At 59.6% G+C, this 25,738-nt stretch carries 19 protein-coding genes; 12 read left to right on the top strand and 7 right to left on the bottom strand.

The features are described from left to right. Positions 1-9: 9 nt before the first annotated feature. Positions 10-891: an MMPL family transporter gene (locus IPM54_41450; GenBank protein MBK9266240.1), complete on the bottom strand. Its 882-nt coding sequence runs from the start codon at positions 889-891 to the stop codon at positions 10-12. Continuing rightward, positions 878-2,557, bottom strand: a complete 1,680-nt coding sequence (locus IPM54_41445; GenBank protein ID MBK9266239.1) for an MMPL family transporter — start codon at positions 2,555-2,557, stop codon at positions 878-880. The genes IPM54_41450 and IPM54_41445 overlap by 14 nt, the downstream gene beginning before the upstream one ends. 454 nt (positions 2,558-3,011) lie before the next feature. On the opposite strand from IPM54_41445, the gene IPM54_41440 reads away from it, so the two are divergent. The 4 genes from IPM54_41440 to IPM54_41425 all read left to right on the top strand — a co-directional run bounded on the left by IPM54_41440 (position 3,012) and on the right by IPM54_41425 (position 8,986). Continuing rightward, complete coding sequence (locus IPM54_41440) at positions 3,012-3,908, top strand: CDP-alcohol phosphatidyltransferase family protein (protein MBK9266238.1); 897 nt, start codon at positions 3,012-3,014, stop codon at positions 3,906-3,908. After that, positions 3,905-5,773 carry a glycosyltransferase family 39 protein gene (locus tag IPM54_41435; protein MBK9266237.1) on the top strand — a complete coding sequence of 623 codons (1,869 nt, stop codon included), beginning with the start codon at positions 3,905-3,907 and terminating at the stop codon, positions 5,771-5,773. The genes IPM54_41440 and IPM54_41435 overlap by 4 nt, the downstream gene beginning before the upstream one ends. Positions 5,774-6,203: 430 nt before the next feature. After that, complete coding sequence (locus IPM54_41430) at positions 6,204-7,931, top strand: sigma-54-dependent Fis family transcriptional regulator (protein MBK9266236.1); 1,728 nt, start codon at positions 6,204-6,206, stop codon at positions 7,929-7,931. A gap of 5 nt (positions 7,932-7,936) precedes the next feature. Then, complete coding sequence (locus IPM54_41425; GenBank protein ID MBK9266235.1) at positions 7,937-8,986, top strand: serine/threonine protein kinase; 1,050 nt, start codon at positions 7,937-7,939, stop codon at positions 8,984-8,986. A 156-nt stretch (positions 8,987-9,142) separates the two neighbouring features. Here IPM54_41425 and IPM54_41420 read toward each other — a convergent pair whose 3' ends face one another. Together IPM54_41420 and IPM54_41415 are read right to left on the bottom strand one after the other, a co-directional pair. After that, positions 9,143-10,012, bottom strand: coding sequence for a hypothetical protein (locus IPM54_41420; GenBank protein ID MBK9266234.1), 870 nt, complete (start codon positions 10,010-10,012; stop codon positions 9,143-9,145). A gap of 116 nt (positions 10,013-10,128) precedes the next feature. Then, complete coding sequence (locus IPM54_41415) at positions 10,129-13,278, bottom strand: protein kinase (GenBank protein ID MBK9266233.1); 3,150 nt, start codon at positions 13,276-13,278, stop codon at positions 10,129-10,131. A 207-nt stretch (positions 13,279-13,485) separates the two neighbouring features. On the opposite strand from IPM54_41415, the gene IPM54_41410 reads away from it, so the two are divergent. From IPM54_41410 to IPM54_41375, 8 genes are all read left to right on the top strand, one after another. Further along, the gene (locus IPM54_41410; GenBank protein ID MBK9266232.1) at positions 13,486-14,199 is read left to right on the top strand and encodes a DUF4331 family protein; all 714 of its coding nucleotides are present in this window, start codon (positions 13,486-13,488) and stop codon (positions 14,197-14,199) included. A gap of 8 nt (positions 14,200-14,207) precedes the next feature. Beyond that, positions 14,208-14,900 carry a DUF4331 family protein gene (locus tag IPM54_41405; protein MBK9266231.1) on the top strand — a complete coding sequence of 231 codons (693 nt, stop codon included), beginning with the start codon at positions 14,208-14,210 and terminating at the stop codon, positions 14,898-14,900. 18 nt (positions 14,901-14,918) lie between these two features. Next, positions 14,919-16,187 (top strand): tetratricopeptide repeat protein, encoded by a 1,269-nt coding sequence (locus IPM54_41400; GenBank protein MBK9266230.1) that lies wholly within the window; start codon positions 14,919-14,921, stop codon positions 16,185-16,187. A 46-nt stretch (positions 16,188-16,233) separates the two neighbouring features. Then, positions 16,234-17,187 (top strand): hypothetical protein, encoded by a 954-nt coding sequence (locus tag IPM54_41395; protein ID MBK9266229.1) that lies wholly within the window; start codon positions 16,234-16,236, stop codon positions 17,185-17,187. A gap of 401 nt (positions 17,188-17,588) precedes the next feature. Further along, positions 17,589-19,142, top strand: coding sequence for an ATP-binding protein (locus IPM54_41390; GenBank protein MBK9266228.1), 1,554 nt, complete (start codon positions 17,589-17,591; stop codon positions 19,140-19,142). Between the two features lie 234 nt (positions 19,143-19,376). Next, on the top strand, positions 19,377-21,395 hold the full coding sequence (locus IPM54_41385) for a choice-of-anchor L domain-containing protein (protein MBK9266227.1): 2,019 nt from the start codon (positions 19,377-19,379) through the stop codon (positions 21,393-21,395). 343 nt (positions 21,396-21,738) lie between these two features. Continuing rightward, positions 21,739-22,137 (top strand): hypothetical protein, encoded by a 399-nt coding sequence (locus tag IPM54_41380; GenBank protein ID MBK9266226.1) that lies wholly within the window; start codon positions 21,739-21,741, stop codon positions 22,135-22,137. After that, positions 22,134-22,712 (top strand): hypothetical protein, encoded by a 579-nt coding sequence (locus IPM54_41375; GenBank protein ID MBK9266225.1) that lies wholly within the window; start codon positions 22,134-22,136, stop codon positions 22,710-22,712. The genes IPM54_41380 and IPM54_41375 overlap by 4 nt, the downstream gene beginning before the upstream one ends. 9 nt (positions 22,713-22,721) lie before the next feature. Here IPM54_41375 and IPM54_41370 read toward each other — a convergent pair whose 3' ends face one another. The 3 genes from IPM54_41370 to IPM54_41360 all read right to left on the bottom strand — a co-directional run bounded on the left by IPM54_41370 (position 22,722) and on the right by IPM54_41360 (position 25,695). Beyond that, entirely contained in the window at positions 22,722-24,104 is a 1,383-nt protein-coding gene (locus IPM54_41370; protein MBK9266224.1) for a sigma 54-interacting transcriptional regulator, read from the bottom strand. A gap of 281 nt (positions 24,105-24,385) precedes the next feature. Further along, complete coding sequence (locus IPM54_41365) at positions 24,386-25,045, bottom strand: peroxiredoxin (protein ID MBK9266223.1); 660 nt, start codon at positions 25,043-25,045, stop codon at positions 24,386-24,388. A 95-nt stretch (positions 25,046-25,140) separates the two neighbouring features. Further along, positions 25,141-25,695, bottom strand: coding sequence for a hypothetical protein (locus IPM54_41360; protein MBK9266222.1), 555 nt, complete (start codon positions 25,693-25,695; stop codon positions 25,141-25,143). Positions 25,696-25,738 lie beyond the last annotated feature (43 nt).

Here is a 25,738-nt window from a genome sequence, read left to right as displayed (position 1 = left end):
GAATGGGCGTCAGGCGGAAGGGTCGGTTTCGGCCTCGGGCGCAGGAGGTTCTTTCGCTGGGGAACGCTTGTTGAGCATCACGAGGAATGCTGGGAGAATGAGCACCGACGAGAGCAAGCAGGTCAATTCACCAATGGCCGCTGCAACGCCGAAGCTCGCAATGCCCTTGTTGATCGAAAACATCAAGGCCACGTAACCGATGGACGTCGTGAGAGAACAAAGCACGAGCGCTCCGCCCGTTTCCACGAATACGCGTTCGAGGTTTTGACCCTTTTCGGCAAGGTAGCGCTGCATCAAGTTGTGCGAATAATCCGCACCAATGCCGAATGTGATGGGCAGAACGATGAAGTTCAGGAAGTTCAGCTTGATGTTGCGGAAGTAGAGGTACGTCACCAGCATGCTCACGCCGAAGAGCCAGGGGACGAAGACCCCGAGCGCCCAGCGGCTGCCGCGGAATGCGACGAGAATGATGATGACGACGCCGATGACGGCGACGAAAATGGGTTTGGGGGCATCTTCGACGATGGCTTGGATCATGTCGGCGTAAATGACCGCGCGCCCCGATCCTTTGATTTCTTCACCCGTCGGCAATGCAGTCTTTCGAAAGCTATCGGCCCAGCGAATGAGGTAACGCGCATCCCATACGCTCTCGCCGCTCTTCGGAACGATGTACACGATGCGTCCGCGCGTGCCGTCCTTTTCCGTGAACGCTCGCGCCACTTTCTCGGGCAAGTCGGCGATTCCAATGGGCTCTAGCTGGCCTTCCGGAATGAAGGGCGACATTTCCACCCAATCTTTTTCCGGAATGAAACCGCGCCGCTGCGCTTTGGTCACGACGCGACGAATGTCTTCGATGAGCGGGATTTTGGCTTCCTGCTCATTGGGAAGCAACGAATGAATCGTGACGATTTTTTCGAATGGCTTCTTTTTTTCCGGGGGCCGCGTCGTAACGCGTTTGTAATTCCTTTTCGAGCAGCGGGACCTGATCGAGCCTGTCGGTCATGATGGCCATGCCGTCTTGCGACAATCGGCCCACGATGGGTGACGCGCGCACCGAAAGCGCAACGGCCGCACTCTTGTTGCGGATGTCGTTGCGCACGTTGCGCATGTCGTACTCCATCGGGTCGCTCGTGAAATACTTGTACGAAAAGAAAACGGACACGAGCCCAGCCAAGACGCCAATGGTCCCGAGCACGCGCGGCGCGCCGAAAGCGAGTTTGGCGAAAAGAACGCCGTAATACCCTCGAAGCTTGGATTTTTCCTTCGTTGGGAAAAACGCCGGACGGATTCGTTCCGTTGCAGCGAGCATGGCGGGCATGAAAAGATACGTGGCGATCCAGCAAATGATCATGCCGTAACCACCGATGATCCCGAAATGCTTGAAGCCCCGGAAATCGGTGAGCACCAAGGCGCCGTACGCCACCATCGCCGTCGCCGAAGACGAAAGGGTTGCGAGCCACGTCGTATGCGCCGATAAAATGGCCGTTTCGACGTTCGCCCCTTCGTCCCGGCGCGCTTCGATGTAACGCGCCATGTACATGATGCCGTAATTGATGCTGTTTCCGGCGATGATCGTCGTGAGAAATCCAGTCGCCGTATTGAAATAGCCAATCGTGAAATACGTCAGGCCAAACGTCCACAAAAGCCCCACGAGCAGGCTTCCCGCCATGACGATGACCGAACGAATGCGCAGGAAAAAGAGGAGCACCGGGACGAGCACGCCGAGCACGCCGGCGACGCCCACTTCATTGAGATCCTCCACGATCGCGTCGTATTCTTCGCCGCTGATGACGAGATCTCCCGTGAAACCCACCTCCATCGTGGAATCGAACTTTTTCGGATCGGCCTCGGCGACGATCGTGCGAACTTTTTCGATGAATTCGAGCCGATCCTTCTTCGACGACAAGCTCGTTCGCGCCACGACCACGGCAAACTTCCCGTCGGCGCTCATGTAGTAGCCGTTCGGGTGTTGCGTTCTTGCGGGATCCGTCTTGACTTCTTCTTTGTCTTTTTTTCCCGTCAAACGCTCACGAATCGACGCGGCCGATATCGGTGGCGGGGCATCCGCATCGGATTCGTCGAGCAGCATTCCCGCCTGCTTCTGCACCTCGTATTCGTACCGCTCGACGACTTCGTCTCGGGCTTTCTGCAGGTCGTCGAGCTTTGCGAAGAGCAGTTTGTTTTTATCGAAAAACTTTTTGGTATCGTGCGATCCCCATTCGACGCGTTCGACCCAAGGCGGCCCGAGGGCTTCGAGCTTTGGTACGATCGTGTCGACGAACTTCACGAGCTGGGCTTCGTTTTTCCCGTCCGCGATTTCCGCAGTCACCGTGAGCGTCGTGATGCCGGGCAGGCGCTTGCTGACGCGCCGCATCTCGACCACGCTGTCCTTGTGATCCGGCAGAAGCTCGGAAAAGTCGGGGCGAAACCCGAGGCGCAGCGTAAAAAAGAGCGACGGCACGAGTGTCAGAAGCGCGATGAGCAGCACGGTGAAAGGCCGACGCGCTTGCACCTGCGAGAGCGAAACGAGGAATTGTGAGGGGGGACGGTCGTTCATCGTAGGGGCCGATCTTGACAGGCCGCGGAGACTAGCAGGTTGTGGATAAGGCCGCTACGCGACCTGTTCAGCATGCTTGAAAACGGTCCCGGAGTTTGGACGCTTGCTTTGCGCCCGGCATGCTCGAAAGCGCGTCTGGGTTTGCACGCTCGCTTCGCATACGGTCGAGATCCTGGCCCGTTTTCCGGCACTCGCGGGACCCCAAACTCGCTCGCTTCGCGGGCTCGAACAGTGGGGCCCCCCGCGCGAGCGCCGGAAAATCGAGCCAAGACCTCTCACCTGGTCCCTGTTATCGGAGTAACCTGTTATCAGAGCCCTGCTACGCTGATTTCGCAGTTTCCCGAACGGCGTGAATGTCTTTCACAGGTGCGAATGTTTGTTTCGAGAGGTTTCCTTTTTTGCTTTTTCGTGTCAAAGGGATGCGCCTCACCCCGGCCCCCTGTCCCCGACGCCGATGAAACTACGCAAAAGCGACGTGATCAAGTCTCCGGATGTCGAAGATCCGGTGAACTTCTACATCCACAGGTCGCTTCAGCTCGTGCTCGCCCGGCCGCTTTTGCGCACGCCGATCACGCCGAACCAGGTCACGTTTCTGTCGCTGTGCGCAGGGCTTGTCGCAGCGTACTTCATTGCGTTCGGAAGCGCAACCGAGCGAGCGATCGCGGCTGGATTGATGTTCGCATCAGCCATTCTCGATGGCGTGGACGGCATGATTGCCCGCGTGAAAAAGCTTTCATCGGAGACGGGTCATGCCATCGACGGAGCGGCGGATTATTTCGTCAACGTTTCCACGACGGTTGCGGCGGCCTATCATCTTGGACAAACCTCGGGCAAACCCATCGTTGCGGCCGCTTTGGGGCTCGCTGCGCACATGGCGTGGGCGCACCACTTGATGCTTTATGACTTCCACTGTGCGCTTTATTTGCGGTTTCTCACCGGGGGCAAACATCAAGGAGGCGACCGAGCGCGCGCCGAAGCGTCATTACAAAAGGTGCGTGAAAGCGGGTCACTGTTCAAACGTGTGCTCATGACGATATTCGTGTGGCAGCTCGGGAATCGCCAAGGATTGCTCGAAAAAGTCAGTCCGCTCGGGGCTCGATTGGCAACGCAGCCGGCCGACGAAGCGTTTGCCCGCGAGTACGTCGAGACGCACCGAGCGCCGATGCGTCTGTGGGCTTATTGCGGTAATGCCCTGCATATGGACCTTTTCGCATTGGCCATCCTCGTCGACCGCTTCGATGTCTATTTCATCCTGCGAATCGTCGGGTTTTCTCTCGTGGCCGTCGTGGCGACCGTTTGGGAGCGTCGAGTGCTCGGCCGTCACGCCATCTTTCGCGAGGCTTCTTCGTGACGAGTGACAATTCCGTGCCCGTTGTGCCTTCGTCGAATGCGGAATCTGCGGAGCGGGCTCGCGTGCGCCGCGTCGTGGGATACGTCATTCTTTTTACGGCGCTATTTTACGTGCCGTCCATTCGTTGCGGCTTTTTTGCCGACGATTGGCTCCACCGCCTGGCGCTCGACCAAATGCCGGACATTTTTCGCGAGCACCTCAACCTTTTCGGGCTCATTCGTTCGACCGAAGAGGTGATTGCGTTCAAGCGATTCGGGCTTGCGCCGTGGTGGACCGACCTCGACGTGCGCATCAATTTTTGGCGCCCCATTCCGTCGATCACGCATTACTTGGAATACCAAGCCTTCGGGCACAGCCCGATCGCCGCGCACCTCATCGGCATCGCATTCTACGCGCTCGGTGTTTTTCTCGTCTACCGGCTCCTTGCGCGATATTTGTCCCACGCGTTGCCGCTCGTGATCGGCGTGGCCGTGTACGCGCTCGATGACGCGCATGCGCTGAACATCGTGTGGATTGCGAACCGGAATGAGACGATCGGCGGCATTTTCGTCGTGGCGTCGCTGCTCGCGTTCATACGTTACCGGGAGGGAGACGGCGCGAAATTCGCGTGGGCTTCGCTCGTCGCTTACATTTGCGCGCTTTTGTCGAAAGAATCGGGGCTCGTGCTCCCGCTCTTCGTCTTGTCTCACGTGTTGGTCTTTCCGGAAAAACAAGGACAACCGTTGCTCGGGCGTATTCGCCCGTTCGTGGGGATCCTCGTCGCGTTTGCCGCCATCAGCGTCGTTTTTCTATACGTGTATTTCGTCGTGCTGGGGCACGGGGCGAACACGGTGTATTACCTCAATCCGGGGAAAAACCCGGGGCTGTGGGCAGCGAACTTTTTCCGCTCGGCATTTTATCATGCGGTGATCTTGGCGACGGGCGTGCCGCTGCACGTTTTGTCGAGCACTCCTGTGCGCGATTATCCGCTCGCGGCCGTGCTTCTGGGTGCCGTGACGGTCGGCTTTTGGGCGCTCGCTTGGAGGTGGCTGAGAAGCGACCGTCCATTGCGCTTTTTCGTGCTCACGATGCTTGCCGGTCAAGTCATCGTGACGACGAGTTTCCCCGATCCGCGCAATCTGCTTTTGCCGTCGATTGGATTTGCGTACATGGTGGCGCGGGTCTTCGAAGAGGCGATGAAGCGGTTCGAGGCGACCAAAGATCGTCGATATCGGGCGGTCAGTTGGGCGCTCATGGGCCTGCACTTGATCCTCGCGCCGGTGCTTTGCCAAGTGTGCATTTACGTCGTGGGCACGTTCGAGGGGCGGTTTCGCGTGATCTCGACGTCGCTCGCGGAGACCATCGATTACCAGCGCTTGCCGCCGGAAAAGATCGAGGTGTTCTTTTTGAATTGGCATCAACGCGAAATGACGGCGCTTTACGGGCTCTATTTGCGTCGCGTCTTGCCGACGGGTATATCGGATTATACGCCCATTACGCACAATCCAAAATTGTCGTACATCGACAAACTTTACCAGGGTTTGGGCGGCGAACGAATTCACTATCATTCGCTTTCGTATGCGATCAAGGACGTGGACGTTCAGGTCGAAAACGAGCGCGAATTCACGATTCGTCCGAAACATGGATCGTTCTTCCCGACGATCTTCGAGCTTTTGTACACGACGGGAAAACCCTTTTTCGTGGGACAAACGTTCGAGCCGGGGCCGTATCGAGCGACGATTGAGAAGATGAACGCGGAGGGGGAAGTCGTGGAAGTGCGGTTTACGTTCCCCGAGCCGCTGAGCTCACCTCGGTACTACTTCATGAGGTGGAACGGGGAGAAGTTCGTCCGGGAATCGCTGATGACATTTGCCGAGCGCAACTGAGGAGGGCGCTGCGTTGGCGCTGCCGGTCGTGCGTTTTCCCTCTTGACAGCCTGCCGGACTGCGACTTGGCAGCCCGGCAGGCTGTGGAGAGTGGAGGCGTTCACTTGCCCTTGGAGGCTTGCTTCTCCTTCTTCTTCTCTTGCTTTTCTTTGGTGGAGAGCTTGGGCTTGTTGTTCTTTCCGGGCTTCTCTTGTCCCTTGGCCATACGTCCTCCTCCGCCGCTATCTGCGGCGCAGCAGCGCAACCATAGCAAAGCGCACGTCGAAAAACTACGCCTTGGTGGGTTCGTCGAAAGTGTTACGGGGCCGCGGCCCGTCGCGATGGATCCTTCTTGAAAAATGCCGAGAGGAGTGAGAGTCTCACAGGCCGTGAGCCGTTCACGCGGTGAATGCTCGCTGCGCTGACGATCCAACGATGGCCGACGAAATCTATGGTGGAACACAAGCGACTGCAAGAGTTCATCGCGCGGCTTCGCGACTCGAAATACCTCGAAGATGCAGCGTCGGTCATCTTGCAGGAAGCGCTCGGGTCGGCGAACGCCGCGCTGAGAGCAAGCCCGTTTGCAAAACTTGGTCGAGTCTTGCGGGGAATGGTGCATTTGCGCCCGGCCGACGGATATCAGCGGCTCGTCGTCGTCGATGAATCTTCGCCCAAGGCGGGGCAAACCGCATCGATGCACTTGCCGAGCGCGAGTGCATGGCGCTGGGTCGTGCAGCGTGTTCGTCCCGTGGCCATCGATGTGCCGATTGGTCGCGTTTGCACGTTTTCGGACGGAACGCTCGAAGTCGTGGCGGAGGGCGGGTTTTCCAGCTCCGAAACCGTGCAGCGACTGACGAATCGCGACGCGACGCATATGATTGCCATTCCCATTCGATCGATGCGGGGAGCCATCGAAGGAATGGCGACCGTGGAGATGGGTTGTCCTATCGCCGTCGGAGACGAATTCATCACGTTGCCCGTGTGCGAGGACGTGCAAATGCTCGTCGACATTGCCGCGCCGTATTTGGTGGGTTTGCCGCTGCGGCCCGTGTCGACGTGTCCCACGGACGATCTTCTGCCCGTCGTGGGTCCGGTCATGGCGCCGATTGTCGAAATGTTACGCGTATTTGCACAGCAAGAGGAGACGCTGCTCATTGGTGGGCCCACGGGCGCGGGCAAATCGCGGCTCGCGCAATGGTGTCATGCGCAATCGGGACGGCGAAGCGGGCCGTTCGAAGTTCTCGACCTGATCACGGTGCCGGAAGACCTGCAAATGGCCGAGCTCTGCGGATGGCGCAAAGGGGCTTTCACGGGCGCCGTGCGCGATGCTCCGGGCGCGATCGCTCGCGCGATGGGCGGGACGCTTTTCATTGATGAAATCGACAAACTTTCGCTCAAAGCCCAAGCAGGGCTTTTGCAATTACTCGAATCCCGAAAATATCGAACGCTCGGGGATGCGGGACGCGAACAGCGTGCCGATGTGCGGTTCATCGTCGGCAGCAATGCCAATTTGTTCGAATTGGTACGGCAAGGGCAATTTCGCGAGGATCTTTATTATCGAATCAATGTGTTGCCCGTGAAAATGCCGTCACTCGACGAGCGGCGCGACGAAATTGCCGAATGGGCTCATTTCATGACGCTGAGGCGACATCGAGAATCCATTCCGGACGGGCAAGTGCGTATTGCGGCGGGCGTCGATCGCGTCCTCTCCGAGCGGACTTGGCCTGGAAATCTGCGGCAACTCGACAATGTCGTTCGGCGCGCCTATGCGCTCGGTCTGATGAATCATCCGCCGGGCGCGCATGAAATCGTCCTCGAGGAGCGGCATTTCCTTCGGGCGCTGAGTTACGAGTCGGGAGGCGGTAAACGATCGCTCGTCGATTGCATGCAAGCTGCGGCGGTGGCATTCGTCGAGGAAGCGGAGCGGCTCGAAGAACGGGGCGGGTGCCTCGATTTGGATCATGGCGAAGCTTTGCGCGGATTCATCGTGGGCACGGCGGTGGAACGCACGGGAAGCCGCGAACATGCTTTCCGAATGCTTGGCAAGGGACAACAAGTGCAAAATCGAAATCACCACAAGATGCTCCGCCGCGAAGTCGAGCGAGTCGATGCGCTTTGCAAAGCCGTGGGCGACGAGGGCAAAAAGCTGTTCACGAGGCTTTTGGACGAGGACGGTTAGCGGCCATGGTCAGCCTGCTACTCGACAAATACGAGATTGTTCGAGTCATCGGCAAGGGTGGCATGGGGATGGTGTACGAGGCGCGCGAGGTGAGTTCGGGGCGTCGAGTTGCGGTCAAGTGGATGCATGGGCAATCGTTTGCCGAAGACGATCCGAATTTGCTCCGATTCGAGCAAGAAGCTCGCATTGCCGGGACGCTCGATTCGCCCCACGTGACGGCTGTCTTCGAATGCGCACGGGAGCCGGAAAAAGACGTCGTCTTTCAGGTGATGGAGCTGCTCGAGGGGGAGGACCTGCGTTCGCTGCTCGATCGCGTGGGCGCTCTGGAGCCGACGGTTGCGCTGCGTATTGCGACGCAGGCGTGTGCGGGGCTCGCGGCGGCGCATGCGGCGGGCGTGGTGCATCGGGACATCAAACCGGAGAACATTTTTCTTTCTCGCAATGAAAATGGTGACGTCATCGTCAAATTGCTCGATTTTGGCATAGCAAAAATTCGCCAATCGAAAGACGGTGTGCCGGGAATGACGGCGCCTTTGAATTCGATGACGTCGAGTGGGGAGATGCTGGGAACGCCGCTTTACATGGCGCCCGAGCAATTCGATGGTGCCAAGCACGTGGACGCTCGAGCCGACGTGTATTCAATGGGCGTGACGCTTTACGCGATGCTCGCAGGGGCGCCCCCGTATGCGAATCTGAAGTCGTTCATGCAGATATTGCGAGCCATCATGACGCAGCCGCCTCCACCGCTATCGCAAGAGGCTCCCTGGGTGCGTCCGGCGGTCATCGGAATCGTCGAAAAAGCAATGCAATCGGATCGGGATGCTCGATATGCCCATGGTGCGGAGCTCTTCGGGGCACTCGAGGCGGTCATGGCGGGCGCGTCGGACATTCGCGCGGAGATGCTCGTTGGTATGACCGAAGCTGAAAAGGCGAGCGGAGCCAAAGGTGGGCAGGCGGGGCGTTCGGCCGATACCGTGACGGAAAAAGCGATGGCGACGGCGGAAACGGTGGTGGATGCAAAAGCGCCGTGGTGGCGGCGGCTGCTCGGACGCTGACGTGTGTCGCTCGTGCCACCGAAAAGGTGCCAGCCACTTTTCGAGGGCGAGCCGCGTCCTTTCGGAACGCGAGCCGCGTCCCGTAGGAACGCAGGGAATGCGCCTTTCGACAACACACATCTCGCGCCATTACTAGACGCGGTACGTTTTGTTACGTCATGGACCGCACACCGTGCCGTACATGGAGGAGAAATCTTTCAGGCGCGAGCCGACGTGCTTCATGCCGCTATCAGGGCATTGGTAACCGCTCTTTACGGGCGTGCACACGTCGCTGCATGGCCCGAGGATGTTCAGGTTGCATTCGAGGGTCGGGTCCGAGTCGCAGATTCGCGTATCAACGACCGTAAATTCCGTGCATGCGTCGTTCAGGTCATCTTCGTAACACGCATAAGCGACGAAATCGGTCGACGTATCGAAGAGGTTCCCCCACAAGCGAGAATCTCGGTAGACGAATTCCGGGTGACTTGCAGACGGTGAATACAGCTCCGTTCGTGCGCCGTCCAGCAGAAGGGGCACTTCCACGTGGTATCCATTCAGGTGCTGGAGCATACACGCCGTGACCCACCACTGGTCGTCGGTTGGCAATGCGCCCGTGAGCCACGGCGTCGACAAATTCAGCCAGCCCCAATATCGATCGCCCGTGAGCGTATCGTAGACGAAGGTATCTTTGGGCATGGCGCATCTCGCGAGGTACTTGAGCGCTTCGGCGCGGCATGCCAGCGGGACCAGGTCCATTGTGCTGTTGGCCGGCAACGTGCCGTAGGTTGCGTTGCTGGGGCTCGTCCAGATGGCTCCGACGGCGTATTTGCGCAGGCCTTCGATCACGTTGGGATCCCAAAAACATGCGGGCAGAAAGCCGTTCTTGCTCCCAGGGGGATCGTCTTGTGGATCGCCTGGAGCCATCGTATCGAGCGGTACGGAAAGGAGTTCCCCGTCGACCGGATTGCCGGTGGGCTCCGTTGCGCACCCAACCGCGATCAAACCGATCGTAACCACGAGACACGAGACCATTCGTTGTGCAAGCATGGGGACCTCCGTAAAGGGCTTCGATAAGTGATATCGCAGGTATCGTGCCAACCCGATCAGGGAGTTATTTGTGTTACACCAAAGAGTCTGACGCATTTCGTTCCAGGTGTCGACGTTTAACGAAGTTCCCGCTGCAAGGCTTTTCGTCGATATGCATATTGTGCTGACATGATGGGGTTGCGGCGAGCGGCGTCTTCGAATGCGGTGGTTGCTCGTGCTGAGGCTTCGGCGGCCGCGGTTGACGTTTTCGCGCGATGCGCTCGAGCGAGATGAAGGAGCCCTTTGATGGCAAAAATCTGTGCGAGGTCCGGGCTCTTGGCGAGAGCCTCGGATGTCATTCGAAGGCCTATTGCAATGTTGTGCTCGGGATCATTCTCCGTGGCAGCGCGTAATGCATACACCTCGGCCATGATTTCGTACGGTGCCGATTCCTCGCTTTTCGCATCGACCAAAGGCCGCACGTATTGAAGGACGGCCTCATGACGGGCGCCACTTTTCAATTTCAACGGTAACGTGCTCCACAGGCTTTCGAGCTCGATGCGCGCAAGGAGAATTTGGGTCGCGAGCGTCATGCTTCCACGCGCGGCGACGACGGCCAGCGCGGCTCGACGAGCCTCATCGATATGGGCTGTCGCATCGAGGTTCTGGTGCAGGGCGTGGGTTGCTCTTGCCCAATGGCATCTAGCGATTTCCGTGAGAAAAAAGGCGTCTTTGGGTGCGTCCCCCGCAAATTTTCGAATAGCGTCGAGTGCCGATTGTATGAACGACGAAGGGTCGCGGTCGAGATACAATTCATGCATGCCAATCGTGCGATAAGCTCGAGCGCTCCAGTAGGCCGTTCGCCATGGATCGCTCGTCTTACGCCGCTCGATGCGTTTTAATGCTTCGAGCAGGTTCTTTACGTGTTCGTCGGCGGCTTTGCCAATGTCGAGAGCATTGTCGACGAGTTTGGTCAGGGCATCAATCGATGCGAAGATGGCGAGCGAAAAATTGGGATCTTGCGCTTCGGCTCGACCGAATTCTTCGAGCGCTCGTTTGATGGGATCGCGCATGTCTTTTCCACGGCGTCGATCCAACTGGGCCGCGTGCATGAATGCTTCGCCGAGCTCGTGGTGTGCCCAGGTGAATTGCGGGTCTTTTTCGAGGACACCTTGGTATTCGCGGATGACATCGTCGATGGGGGCCTCTTCGCCCCGGCCCAGCGCGAGTCTTGCGCGTTCGAGCAATACCGCCGCATGGGCATAGAGTGCCATGACGTGTCCGGGATTCGCACGTAATGCACTCTCCGCCGCCTCGACGGCTTCTTTGATGGCCGCCGTGGATGCCTCTCCCTTGTCGTTGCGGCCGAACGCATGACTGCGCACGGCCAGCGCCAATGCTCGCTGCAAGATCGCTCGCCCATCCCGGGAGCTCGATTGAACGGCTCGCGTACATGCTGCATTGGCAAAATCGATTGCCTTCCAGGGGGGGCCACCTTGACTCAATTCAGCGAACGCCATTTTCTCCCACAGCTCGCATTCCGCTCGATGGACCTCCGGATCGCTGCTCCCCATCTCACCTGCCAATTTGTACGCTTCCGCCGCAGGATCGAAATACTTCTTCATCTTGTCGTAATCGAATGCCGCGTCGTGCCGGTATTTGCTCCCCTCGGCAAAAAGCGCGTCTGCTTCGAGCTTCTTAGGCTCGTACATCCAAGGCGCCTTTTCGAATGCGGCCCGCGCTTTCTCGATGGCTTCTTCGTTTTTCCCTTCGTAAAGCGCCACAAGCCCCTCGGCATACAGTGGCGATTCGAGCCGCGCGCCCCTTGCCGCGCGCAAATGCAAAAGCGCCGGATCACGCAACGATGTTTCCAGCTCGGCCACCTTCTTTTTGCGTTCTTCTTCATTCGCAATGCGCTTCGTCTCCGCGAGCGCTCGATGAAAAAGCTCACCGTAGGCTCGACCGAGCGCATATTCGACATCGGGCGTCGAATATCCCGCCGCAATCGCGAGCCGCAGGTGTTTTTGCGCCGAATCAGGATCACCCAATGCCAAGTGCCCTCGACCAATCGCATAATACCCGGGCCCTTCGCCAACATCTCCCGCCAAACTCATCCGCTCTTCGATTTCGCGCAGTCTTCCCCGCACCACGTCCCGTTCGCGTTCGACGTCGTGCATCGGCAATTCGTACGCGGCTCGTAAAAATAACTCCATTTCTTTGACGCTTTCGCCAAGCTCCCGAGCGAATGTTTCTCGCACGGCAGCCTGCCGCTGAGCTCGCACCCATACGCCCGTGAACGTCAACGAGCTCGCCGTGAGCACCACGAGCAACGTCGTCAATAATTTGTTTTTCCGCGCCTTCTTGAACAGCACGTACCCAACCGATGCGCGTTTTCCCAAAATGGGCTCGCCATCGAGGAACCTTTGCAAGTCCTCCGCGAGCGCCCTGGCCGAATCGTAACGCCTCGAAGGCTCGCGCTCGAGACACTTCATGATGATGGTCTCGAGGTCCTCCGGGACGTCTTTCTGCACTTTCGTGATGGTAGGCGCGTCGTCGTAACCGACCATCATGAGCAGTTTCCACGGATGTTCCGCGACAAACGGAGGGCGTCCGGCGATGACGTCGTACAGCGTCGCCCCGAGCGCATACACGTCGCTGCGGCGATCCATCGCTCGAACGTCGCCTCGCGCTTGCTCGGGCGGCATGTACGCGACGGTTCCAACCACGGCCCCCGTTTGAGTTTGTCCTTTCGCATCGACTTCGCGCGCCAAGCCGAAATCCATGACCCACGGCTTTTTCGTGCCGTCTTCGCGCTCTTCGACGAGGATGTTGGCCGGTTTGATGTCCCTATGAATGATCCCGATGCGATGCGCTTCGTGCACCGCGAGCGCGACTTCCTTCATCACGTGCACGCATTGCTCGACGGTGAGGCGATTTCGCACGACAGACAAAGGCTCCCCATCGATGAATTGCATCGAAATGTACGGCTCGCCGTCCACCTCGCCCGCCTCGTAAATGCGGCAAATGTGCTCGTGCTGAATGCGCGCTTGTGAACGCGCTTCGCCGACGAAACGGTCTCGCATCTCCGCATCGGCCGCTTTGAGCAGCTTCAGTGCAACGGTTCGACCGAGTTTTGGATCGACCGCGCGGTAGACAGTGCCCATGCCGCCTTCGCCGATGAATTCTATATCTTCGTAACGTTTGGAAAGCGACGAAGGGATGGTGCGGCGCGTTGGGCGTGCTGATGGCAGGTCGATAGGGTCGATGCTGGGCGTCGGATCCGACATGGAGCCGGTGATTGTATGCCGGGATTTCGCGGGCGGGCCACGGAAAAATGCGGGCAATTCGAAGGGCCGAGCGTTGCGGCAGCTCGATTCGTGCCTTTTCGGGGCGCCCAGTCGAATTCGCTGGCCTGCTGGCGAAACATGCGATGAAATGGTCGTTCTTCAACCGTTACGTTACGGTAACGTGAAGATGGTTCTTAAGGAGAAACTATGCGCAAGATCAGGTATCTTCAGGGGGCCTGTGCCCTCGCAATCACCGCCGGGGCCGCGTGGGCCATCGCGGCAGATCACCTCGACGGCCCCACCGTCAAGATGGATGCAGCGGCCGATATCACCGATATTTACGCTTGGGCCGCGAGTGACAAACTGAACCTTGTCTTGAACGTCTCGCCGCTCGCGACGACGTCGTCGAAGTTCTCGGATGCCGTTCAGTACGCGCTTCACTTGGAGACGAGTGATGCGTATGGCGTGCCCGGCAAAAAGAAGGACATCGTCTGCGAATTCGACGCGGATCAGAAGATCTCCTGCTGGCTTGGCGAGCCTGGGGGGGCGGTCGAAGACTTTGTCAAGGGCGATGCAAGCCCGACGGCGGGAATCACGAGCGACACGCTCAAGATGAAAGTGTTTGCCGGCCTTCGGGCGGATCCCTTCTACTTCAACTTGGCGGGCTTCAACGACGCTGTCGCCACCGTGAAGGCGGCGGCCCCCGGACTCCAATTCGACGCTACCGGTTGCCCCACACTCGATGCCGCTACGTCGACCATCCTCATTGGCATGCTTCAAGGCACCAACATGGGCGCAGGCGCGGCTGAAAACTTCTTCGAGAAGGTCAACGTACTTTCGATCGTCATCGAGCTCGATAAGTCGTACGTGACCGGTGGCGGCAATATCGTTGCGGTGTGGGCCAGCACCCACCAAAAGTGAGGTTTGACATGAAAATCCGAACAATTTCGCTGGCACTCGTCGCACTTCTCGGTCTGGTCGTCATTGGCTGCGAAGAAGAAACGCCAACCACGACGACCAGCTCGGGTGCCTCCAGCTCGACTGCCGCGGGCGGCGGTGGCGGCGCTGGTGGCAATGGCGGTGGCGGCGCTGGTGGCGGCGGCATGACGATGCCGGCGCTTGGCAAGCAGGTTGATCGAATGGGTCGTCCGGCGATCAACACCGCGACGAACGAGACGTTCAACCCCAACGACGCGCAAGCGAACACCAACAAGGATGCATACAACGCCGCCATGCCCGACAAGTGGGCGGACTACGTGGGCGAAATCCAGGCGAACTTGGGGATCCTCGACAGTCTCGACACCGTGTGCGGCAATCAGCTCCTTGCCGACATGAACAAGAACGACCCGACGCGCTACAGCCAACTTGCGACGGTGCTCGCGGACGATCGGCTCTACGTCAACATGGTCGGCCCGATGTGCACGACCTACCTTGGTGTCGAGGCGAATGCCGTGGGCGTCATGAACAATGATTGCGGTGGTCGTACGTTGGGTTATGACGTCATCGACGTCAGCTACACGGTCCTCGCGACGGGAGCGCTCGATGCGAGCGTCGGTGACGACGTTCCCATCAGTGAAGCGGCCAAGGGCACGACGTTCCCGTATTTGGCCAATCCGCAGTGACCTTTGCCATTGGCCGCCATGCTCGACCTCATCCGACGAAGCTTTCCAGTGCGGCCAGCGGTAATCGTGACGATTGCGGGAATTGCGATTGCATTCGCATGCAGCAAGGCCGATCCGAAGGGCGCAGCGCCCGTCGGATCGGCCGCATCTTCGGCGCTTCTGCCCCACGTGCAAAAGCACCTTCCGCCGTCGAAATCCACCCGTCGCACGACGTCGGGCGATATTGCGCTGGGCAATCTCGACGGGCAGATCAGCAGCCTGGAGCGATTGGTGGCCAAGCCATCAGCAGACCCTCAGCGGCGGCGCAATTTGATTGAATTGCTGATGGTTCGGGGCGAGATGGCGGGGCGAATTGCGGATATCGAGCGCGCGGCGGCGCTGGCCGAACGTTTTCCGCAGGATGTGCCGGACAAACCCGACGCGTACATCACGCGTGCAAAGGCGCGAGCGGCGCTGCATCGTTTCGACGATGCGTGGGCGGACCTCGACGAAGCCGAGCGTCGTGGTGCGCAGCCTGGGCAAACGCGGAGCAAACGGGCGACGATCCTCGCGGCGCAGGGGCGTCTGGAAGACGCGCTCAGGCTTGCGCTCGAGGTGCGAAAGGAGCGGCCGAACATCGACGCGATTGGCATCATTGCGGTGTTGCTCGGACAATTGGGGCGACAAACCGAGGCGATTGCGGCATTTCGTGAAGCGTTCGAGGCGAATGACGACAGCTCTCCGTTCCCCGTTGCTTGGCTCTTTTTCAATCAGGGTCAATTCTGGGAGCGAGAAGGCAACAAGGATTTGGCGATTGCGTTTTACCGGGCGTCGCTCGAGCGGCTGCCCGCTTATGCACACGCGGCCGCGCATTTGGCGCGGCTCGAAAAGCCCGATGTTGCCGAGGCAATACTAAAACCTCTTTTGGGGACGTCCGACGATCCTGATTTGCATTTCGTTCTCGCCGTGAAGCTGAAGGCGCGCGGTGACGATGCTGGCGCGAAGGCGCATGTTTCATCGGCAATGGCGCGTTACGACGAGCTCGTCGCGCGGCATCCGGCGGCGTTTGCGGATCATGCGGCGCAGTTTTGGCTCGACGCGGGCGGCGATTCCAAGAAGGCGTTCGAATTGGCGAAGCGTAATGTACTCGTGCGAAAAACCCCGGAGGCGTACGAGCTTGCGGTCACTGCGGCGCTTGCGAGTCATGATCGAAAGGCGGCGTGCGAGATTGGGACGGAGGGGCTCGAGCTTTCGCGTGTATCGTCCATGTTCCGAGCGATTGTCAAAGGCGCGTGCGAGCGGCGTTGACGGGCTTTGCGCAATCGGAGATGGTCGAATAAGGCGTAGGCGGCGTGTGCAAGCGGCGTCCACTTGGCAAAACCTTCCCGTTCGTCATGACGCATTCGCGCTTGCGCCGACAAACCTTTTGGCGCATCGTGCGCGTATGCCCAAATCGGATCGAGCTTTTCGAGCTTTATCGCGAGCGCAGCCAGACGTCGTTGCGGCAATGCTGCGTGTGCTCACGCCTCGCCTTTTGCCTCACGATGCGCAGCTCGTTCCGGACGACGTGGTTCCGACGCAGCTCGATGGTCTTCCTCCGGAGCTGGATGCGGACTGGGCGGCGCGTGTCAATCAGGACGAGCTTTTGCACATCGAATGTCAGGGTTACAAGGACACGACGTTTGACGAGCGGACGTTGTGGTATCACGTCGGGTTTGCCCTGCGCAACCGGGGCAAACGTCGCGTTCGCACGGTAGCGTTGTGGCTGATGCCGCTTCCGACGGGGCAGCGGCGCAATGTCGTGGCGGTGGCAGATATCAGCGTGCGAGTCAAGACCATCGTTCTTCCGGACGTACCCGCGGCGCGACTGCTTATCGATCCGGCGACGGCGTGCTTTGCAGCGGGGGCCAACGCGGGAAAGTGGACCGACGAAGCGTTGTGCATGCGTGTTGCGTCGGTGCTCGCACAGCGTCGAGCAAGCTGGGCCGAGCGGCACATGGCGGTGGTTGCGGCCGCGATGCGGAAGCGGTATGAAATGATGGTGGCAGCCATGGAACAAGCGCACCTGGAACCCGTCATCATCGAGGATCTCGTCAAGTTTGGCGAAGATCGAGGCGTCGATCGCGGTCGCACCAACGCTTACGCGAGGTGGTTCGCGCGAGCCCTTGGACGCCCGCTCAGCGAGCGCGAGATTGCAACGCTTGCACAGCGTATCGAAGTGCTCGGTATGGACCGTCTCGATGACGTGTACTTCAACTCGAGCCGAGACGCGCTTGCCGCATGGCTCGCCGACCCAACAGCACGGTGATCGTCACGGCGCGCTGAGTGCCGTTGCTTGGTTATGGTGGCGATGTTCAGCCGAAAACGTGTGCTGGGCTCAGTCCGCTCAACTCTCCGTCGCACCTTCTTCGCCGGACGCTGACGTATCCTCGACCTCTTCGACCTCGGCAGCCGTTTTGCTCGGCCTGCGCGTCGACGGCCGCATATTGCATTGCAAAGGCCTTCATTTCGCCCAAAGCGGGGCCTTTTTCGCGGCAATGCGCCATCCATGGTCGAAGATCGCTCCTTGTCGTCGAAAGCCAGCGATTTTTCTCCAAAAAACGCGACTTGCAACGAGAACATCGCGTTTTCTGGCGGAAACCGTGAGGTTTGCGCCTGGTAAAACGCAAATCTTGACTTTTTCTGCACCTTCGGGCAAGACCGCCGTCCATGCCGCGTTGGTTCAACACTGCCGGGCCGAACAATCCTCGCAACAACTACACGCTTCCCGTACTTCGGCGCTTGCCTCGGGTGCGCGAGCTTGTCGAGCAGGAGCTCTACTTCGTCGTGCATGCGCCTCGTCAGGTCGGCAAGACGACGGCGCTGCGGACGTTCGCCCTCGAGCTCACGGAGGAAGGCAAATACACGGCGCTGCTCGTATCGATGGAGACGGGCGCCGGGTTGCTCGATGACACGGGGGCTGCGGAGCTGGCGATGCTGCAGGCATGGCGGCAGGCAGCCGAGATTGATTTGCCAGCGGATCTTCAGCCGCCGCCGTGGCCGGATGCGCCAGAGGGATCGCGCATTGGTGCGGCGCTGGCTGCTTGGGCAAGAGCTTCATCCAGGCCGCTCGTCGTGTTTTTGGACGAAATCGATGCGCTCGAAGGCCCGCTGCTCGTTTCGGTGCTTCGACAACTTCGAGATGGTTATCGTTTGCGCCCTCGTGGTTTTCCCATATCGCTAGCGGTCATCGGCATGCGCAACGTGCGCGACTACAAATTGGCGTCGGGCGGTACCGATCGAGCGCATTCCGCAAGTCCTTTCAACATTGCGGCGGAAGCTCTCACACTGCGCAACTTCGCCCTCGGTGAAGTCGGCGAGCTTTATGCGCAGCACACGGCCGAAACGGGGCAGGTGTTTCTACCGGAAGCCGTGGACCGAGCGTTTCATTGGTCCCAAGGCCAACCGTGGCTCGTCAATGCAATGGCTCGGCAGCTCGTATCCGTCGTCGTGCCGGATCGCGCGATGCCCATCACGAAAGCGCACGTCGATCAGGCGAAAGACATTCTCATCGAACGACAAGACACGCATCTCGACAGTTTGGCCGAGCGTTTGCGGGAACCGCGGATAAAGGCGGTCATCGAGCCCATTTTGACCGGAGGGCGCATCAGCGACGTGCCACCGGATGATCAGCAATTCGTCTCTGATTTGGGGCTCATCCGGATATCATCGGGGGGACGCGTCGAGATTGCCAATCCCATCTACGAAGAAATATTCATCAAAGTGCTTTCCTGGGCGATTCGTGCATCCATCCCCGAGCTTCGCCCTACGTGGCAAAAGCCCGACGGTCGTATCGACTTCGACAAATTGATTGAAGCGTTCCTTCTCTTTTGGCGCCAGCATGGTTGGCCCCTGCTCGGGTCGACGTCTTATCACGAGCTGGCCCCGCATTTGGTGTTGATGTCGTTTTTGCACCGAGTCGTCAATGGGGGAGGCTCCATCGAACGCGACGTGGCGATTGGTCGCGGTCGCATGGATTTGCTCGTTCGCCGAGGGCTGGACGTTTTTGCCATTGAAATCAAGGTATGGCGAGCCGATGGGGACCCCGATCCATTGCCCGAGGGCCTCGAACAAATCGAGGAATACCTTTCCGGGCTCGATATGCGCTCGGGCTGGCTCGTGATTTTCGATCGGCGTCCGAGCGCTCCGCCACTTTCGCAAAGACTCGGAGCATCCAAAGGAGCGACGGCGCGAGGGCGAGAAATCACGGTCGTGCGGGCGTGATTGGCGCTCTAGGGCGAAGGTCCACGTTGTGATTGTTCGGTTGAGAACGAGTGCCTTGCGCCAAACGCGGCGCTGACCGGTGTTACTCCGACGCCGGACGGAAAAGCAAGCGTTGCGGGGGCTGGGACGAAAGCGGTGCGGCTCATCGCCTTCGTTCAGAGATGAACGGTTTTAGGTGACAACTGCGCGCGAGGCCGTGTAGGGTGAGAACGTGTGCGTGTGAAGGAGGTCGTCATGGGTCCGCGCGTCGTTTTTAGCTTGGGTCTCGCTGGTGCGCTTGCTTTGGGCTGTGAAGCGTCTTCGTCCAACAACAACCTGCAGGACCAGACGGGGGGCAGCGGAGGAACCGCAGGCGCCGCAGGCATGGGTGGTATGGGGGGCGATGGCGGCGCCGTCGGTGGCGCAGGTGGTGACGCCGGTACGTCCGGCAGTGCCGGGATGGGAGGGGGAGGTCCGCCGCCCGAGTGCACGACATCGGTCGATTGCGCAGCATCGCCCAAAGGGCCCGTTTGCAATCCGACGACCAATACGTGCGTCGCGTGTCTTCCTGGCGGAGCCGACGACGTATGCCCGCAAGGGCAATATTGCACGAACTTCAATACATGCGAGGTGGGGTGTACGGATGCGATCGACTGCCCAGCGCCATTGATTTGCAATCCGCAAGAAAACAAGTGCGTCGGATGCGTCATCGACACCGATTGCCCGCAAGGTTCCGTTTGCGGTGGCGGTACATGTTATCCGGGTTGTTCGGGCGTGCAGCCGTGCATGCCTGGAATGTCCTGCTGCGGCGGCAATTGCTACGATCTGGCGACCGACGTCAACAATTGCGGATCGTGCAACAATCCATGCCCGACCTTGCCGAACGCGACGCCGGCTTGCGTGGATGGTTTGTGCACCATGGGGACGTGCGCGACGGCATTTGCCGATTGCGACAAGAACGTCATGAATGGTTGCGAATGGAACGTCCTTCAGGATGGGGCGTGCAAGTGCGTGCCAGGGACGACGCAAGCATGTTATCAAGGGGCTCCGGGCACCGAGGCGGTGGGACCCTGCAAAGCTGGCGTGCAGACGTGTAATGAAACGGGCACGGGCTGGGGAACTTGCGTGGGCCAAGTGCTTCCCAAGGCCGAGGTTTGCAGCAACAACATCGACGAAGATTGCAATGGCACGGTCGATGACGCCGCCGATTACGACGGCGATGGCTGGACCATGTGCGGTGGCGACTGTTGCGATTCGGTCTTGCAGGGTTGCACGAGTCCGAAGCTCATCAATCCGGGCGCGTTCGAAGTCGTGGGCAATGGCATCGACGACGATTGCGATCCGACGACGCTCGATACCATGCCCCCGGCGGCATGCAGCACGGCTGCCAAGTTCACCGGCGTGACGGCTGCCGATGTCCACAAAGCCATGGAGCTTTGCGAAACGACGACGGCCAATCCTCCGCAAGCTCAAAAGAAGTGGGGCGTCATTTCCGCTGATTTCGTCCTCGCCAGTGGATTCCCGCCAAACGCGACGGAGCTCGCCAACATGCAGAACAAACAGGCGGCCATCATGGTCGATTACGGCACCGGCGGCATCGTGCCCAAGAAAAACCTCACGATGGCCGGCTTGTCATCGGGCTACATGCGCGATAAGAACGACCCCGGCTGGCCAGGTTCGTACAGCACGAGCAATGGTTCCTATGCCGATCCGCCCTCGGCGTACCTCAACGCGCACGGCGGCAACTTGCCATCGTCCGCCAGTTGCAACGGAGCTTGCCCGGCAGGCGACGGAGCCAACGACTCCATCAACGTGAAGCTATCGATTCGCGTGCCGACGAATGCGCAATCGTTCTCGTACCAGTTCAAGTTCATCTCGTCGGAATACTGGATCTACTCGTGCTCCTCCTTCAACGACTTCTACCTCGCACTGCTCCAGTCCAGTGCCATGGGCATCCCGGCCGACAAGAACATTTCGTTCGACAGCCTGAACAACCCCGTGTCGGTCAACAATGGTTTCTTCGACGTATGTACGCCGAAAGGCTGCTACACGTGCCCCGGCGGCTATACCGAGCTGACAGGGACGGGCATGGAAGATGGGAATTCGGGTGGCGGTACGAAATGGCTCACCACCGAAGCCCCGGTCGTTCCTGGCGAAACGATGCAAATCGAATTTATGATTTTCGACGTCTCCGACACGGCGCTCGATTCGGTCACTCTGCTCGACAACTTCCAGTGGGGCCTTGCCTCGGCGAGCGTCAACACCCACGAATAGCCTCACCCCCTGGCCCCCTCTCCCTATGAGGGAGAGGGGGAAAAGGCCTCACCCCCTGGCCCCCTCTCCCTATGAGGGAGAGGGGGAAAAGGCCTCACCCCCTAACCCCCTCTCCACAAGTGGAGAGGGGGAAATAAGGCGCAAAAGCGGGATGAGTTTCGTGACCGTGTCGAAAAACCGTTTCAACATTGCTGAAGGCTCTTCACCCCCTCTCCCATTTGGGGAGAGGGGGTTAGGGGGTGAGGCATGTCCCCCCTCTCCGCGTGCGGAGAGGGGGCCAGGGGGTGAGGCAAACCTCCGCATCTGCATCGTCTCGTCCATCGGTGGTCACCTGACCGAAGTCATGCACTTGGCGCCCATTTTGCGCGATCACGAAGTCGTGCTCGTGCTCAATGATGCAGCTCCACTTCCCGATTTCCCATTCGCTCGCGTCTATCGCATCGTGCACGCCGAACGGGACGTGAAGGTGCTCTACAATTTCCTCGAATCGGCGCAAATTCTCCTCCGCGAAGATCCAGACATCGTCCTGTCCACAGGGGCCGGTCCCGCGGTTCCTTTTGCCCTGCTCGCTCGCCTCTTCACCCGCTCGCGCATCATCTTCGTCGAATCCGCGGCAGCCGTGTCACGCGCGACGCTCACGGGACGCTTGATGTACCCCCTCGCGCATCGGTTTTTCTATCAATGGGACGGAGTCGCCCGTTTTTATCCCCGCGGCGAGAAAGCGAGCGTGCACTTCGGATGAGAATTTTTGTTACTGTCGGCACGGCGTTCAATCCGTTCGAGCGGCTTCTGCAATACACCGACGAAGCCATTGCAGCGCTCGACGTGCCCGTCTCCGGCGTTTGCCAATACGGCTACAGCCAAACGCGCCCGCGTGTTTTGTCGTGCCAAGAAACGCTCTCCCGGGCTGAATTCGACGCCGAAATGGCTCGAGCAGACGTGGTCATTTGCCATGCGGGCGTTGGAACTTTGTGGTCGGCCCTGCGCGAAGGTCACAAACCACTGGTCGTTCCACGGCTCGGATCGCTCGGAGAACACGTCAACGACCACCAGCTCGAAATCGTGGAAGCCTTGAACCAGGAAGGGCGGATCGAAATCATCGAAAGCGCGGCCCAATTGCGAGAAAGTCTTTTGCAGCACGCTCGAGGCGACGTTCGACGTGGTCCGCGCTCAGCGGATGACCCATCGCGCCTTTCAAGAGTCGCCGCGGCCATCGCCGAAGGCCCGATGCGCGAAAAAACGCCGGCCCTCGGAAAGCTCGTGCTGCGCGCTCTCGCAGCATTCGGCCCGTCCATTGAAAGCTTGCGCTTCGATTGAAGCCACACTTCAATCGCTCGGTGGTACACCATCGCGGCGCCGCGACCGAATGACGGTTTCGTCGTCGAGTCCCATGGCTTTCAGCTTTCGCCAGAGCGTGATGCGGCTATACCCCAACAAGGCCGCAGCCTCCTGCCTGTTTCCTCGCGCCTCACGCAATGCTGCAAGGATTTTCCGTTCTTCCGGACCAAGCTCCCGCGCAGGCGTTGCCTCCGCCTCCACGTCCACATCGTCCACCGGATCGTCGGCAAAGTCCAATCGTTCTCCACGTACTTCCGGCGGCAAATCGGCTTCCGTGACAATGGGACCGTCGCCCATGACGAACGCATATTCGATGGCGTTCATCAGCTCGCGCACGTTTCCCGGCCAATCGTACGTTTCGAGCGCGTGAATGGCTCCGGGGGACAGCCGAGCCACGTGACGATCGCCGCTCGCATTCATGCGTTCGATGAACCGCCACGCAAGGAGCGATATGTCCCCGCGTCGTTTGCGAAGCGGCGGCAGAAACAAGGGTACGACACGCAATCGAAACATCAAGTCTGCGCGAAATCGACCCGCCGATACCTCCTTCCGCAGTGCCCTGTGGGTCGCTGCGACGAACCGCACGTCCACGTCGATGGGATCACGACCGCCCACGGGCACGACCACTTTTTCCTGCAACACGCGAAGCAGCTTCGCCTGCAATTCGAGCGGCAATTCGGCGACTTCATCCAAAAACAAAGTTCCTCCGTGCGCAAGCTCAACGTGGCCTTTTTGATCCCGCACCGCACCCGTGAATGCCCCACGCACGTGTCCAAAGAGCTCGCTTTCCAATAATGCCGGCGGCAATGCTGCACAATTGAGCGTCCGCAAAGGACCTTTGCTGCGCGGACTTAGCGTATGCACGGCGCGGGCAATCAATTCTTTTCCGCTGCCCGTCTCTCCCCGCACGAGCACGCTTGCATTGGTGCGCGCGACCTTGCGCACGTCGCCCAATAACTTTTTCATGTTTTTGTCGCGCGTGAGCACGCCGCATATCTCCACGGGCGCATCGGGATGCTCCGCCGCAAGCAAGTCCGTATCGAGGAGCAAGAGCCAACCGATTTTTGCATCATTGCGCCGCAGCGGAATGGCTCGCACGGATAAAAATCCCGTATTTTCCGCAGCTCCTTTTCGATGAATCGTCGCCGAAACCGGACGCCCCTGCGACAGCGCTTCCGCAACCGGACGCTCGGGACCGTCTCCGCAAAGAGCCTCGGGCGCCAATGCTCCCATGGGCAGCGATTGACCCACGAGCACTTCGGCCTCGACCGTGCGATCGACGATGCGCAAGTGTTCATCGAGCACGATGGCCGCTCCAGCGACCTCTTCGAGCGCCGCGAGGATGACTTCGTGTGAATCGGTGGGCTTCATGCGGAGGGCATCATGGCACGGTCAGGCTTGCCAGGAAAAGGTGCCAGCCACTTTTGGAGAAGGTTGTTTGTGTTGCAAAATGACCAGGGAGCTGATCAATTGGAACAAGCTCAATCGGGGGGTATGGGGGGGCCGAGCCTCGCCGTGCTTTGGACGCAGTCCAAAGCACCGGGAGGCGAGCCTCGGCCCCCCCATCGTAAACTAGCCTCGCGAAGCGGGCGTTCCACGCCCGCGAAGCGAGCGCGCGAATCCTGGCCCGGATTCGAACGGAACGGCTGCCATCATTTCGGCTGCGGAACGACGCGCAAGTACGGCTTCACCGTCTTCCAACCGCCCGGGTACTTTTGCTTCGCTTCCTCGTCGGAAACCGACGGCGCGATGATCACGTCTTCGCCTTGCTTCCAGTTCACGGGCGTCGCGACTTTGTGCTGCGCCGTGAGCTGCATCGAGTCGAGCGCGCGGAGGATTTCGTCGAAGTTGCGGCCCGTCGACATCGGATACGACAGCATCAGCTTGATCTGCTTGTCGGGCCCAACTACGAAAACCGTGCGCACCGTGGCATTGTTCGCCGCCGTGCGACCTTCGGACGTCGTGCCTGCGTCTTCCGGAAGCATGTCGTAAAGCTTCGCGACCTCGAGCTTCGGGTCGCCAATCATCGGGTAGTTGACCTTGTGGCCCTGGGTTTCCTCGATGTCGGCTGCCCACTTGCTGTGACTGCCGACCGGATCGACGCTGAGGCCGATGATCTTGCAGTTGCGCTTCTTGAACTCGGGCTCGAGACCCGCCATGTAGCCGAGCTCCGTCGTGCAAACGGGCGTGAAGTCTTTGGGGTGCGAGAAGAGGATGGCCCAGCCGTCGCCGATCCATTCGTGGAAGTTGATGGTTCCATGCGTCGTTTCGGCCGTGAAATTCGGTGCTGTTTGGTTGATTCGCAGGGTCATGGTGTTCTCCGTCGGAATGGTGCGAGGCGCGGAGAATACTCCGGAACAGGCGGAAATCAATCCTCGAAACGAAGACCGCCGTGCGCGACGTCCGTTCACTTGGGACGAACGCTGGTCTCGGCCGCTTCGAGCCGCTCGCGGGCGCCCTTGACGCCGTAAATCGTATTGCCTTCGGGAGGAACGATGGGGGCGAGCAGCACGGACGCCAAGATTGCTGCGACACGAAGAGGGGCATTTCGATCGTCGCCGCTCGTGAGCTCGTTCGACACTTGCCAAATGCGTTTGGCACGGGCGACGAGAACATCCATGCCGGCGCCACCGATGGTTCGAGCGGCGGCATCGCCGACGTTGCGGATGAGGTGATCTCTTTCGATGGGCCACGTGACGACGAAGACGCGGGTGACGGCGCTGCTACGTTTGCCGAGCGGCGAGACGTCGACGTAGGCTGCGTCGGAATCGGGCGTTTGCCCGTCGGGGTACGCTTTGGCCTGGCCAAGCTCGAAGCCGGTCGCAAAAAATTGGCGGGCTTTGTGCGCGCAGAGGGCAATGTCGATGCGGGCCGAAGGATCGGCGGAAAAGAGCGTATAGGCGGCGTTTACCGGCAATGCATCGATGGTACTGATGGCCCAGCCGTGACGATCGAATTGCACGGGCGGGAGCATAGTCGGGTAGGGGCGAGATACAAGGAGAAAT

Source organism: Polyangiaceae bacterium, assembly GCA_016715885.1.
Taxonomy (GTDB): domain Bacteria; phylum Myxococcota_A; class Polyangia; order Polyangiales; family Polyangiaceae; genus Polyangium.
The sequence above is the reverse complement of the archived record's forward strand: the minus strand, read 5'-3'. Positions and strand labels throughout refer to the sequence as shown.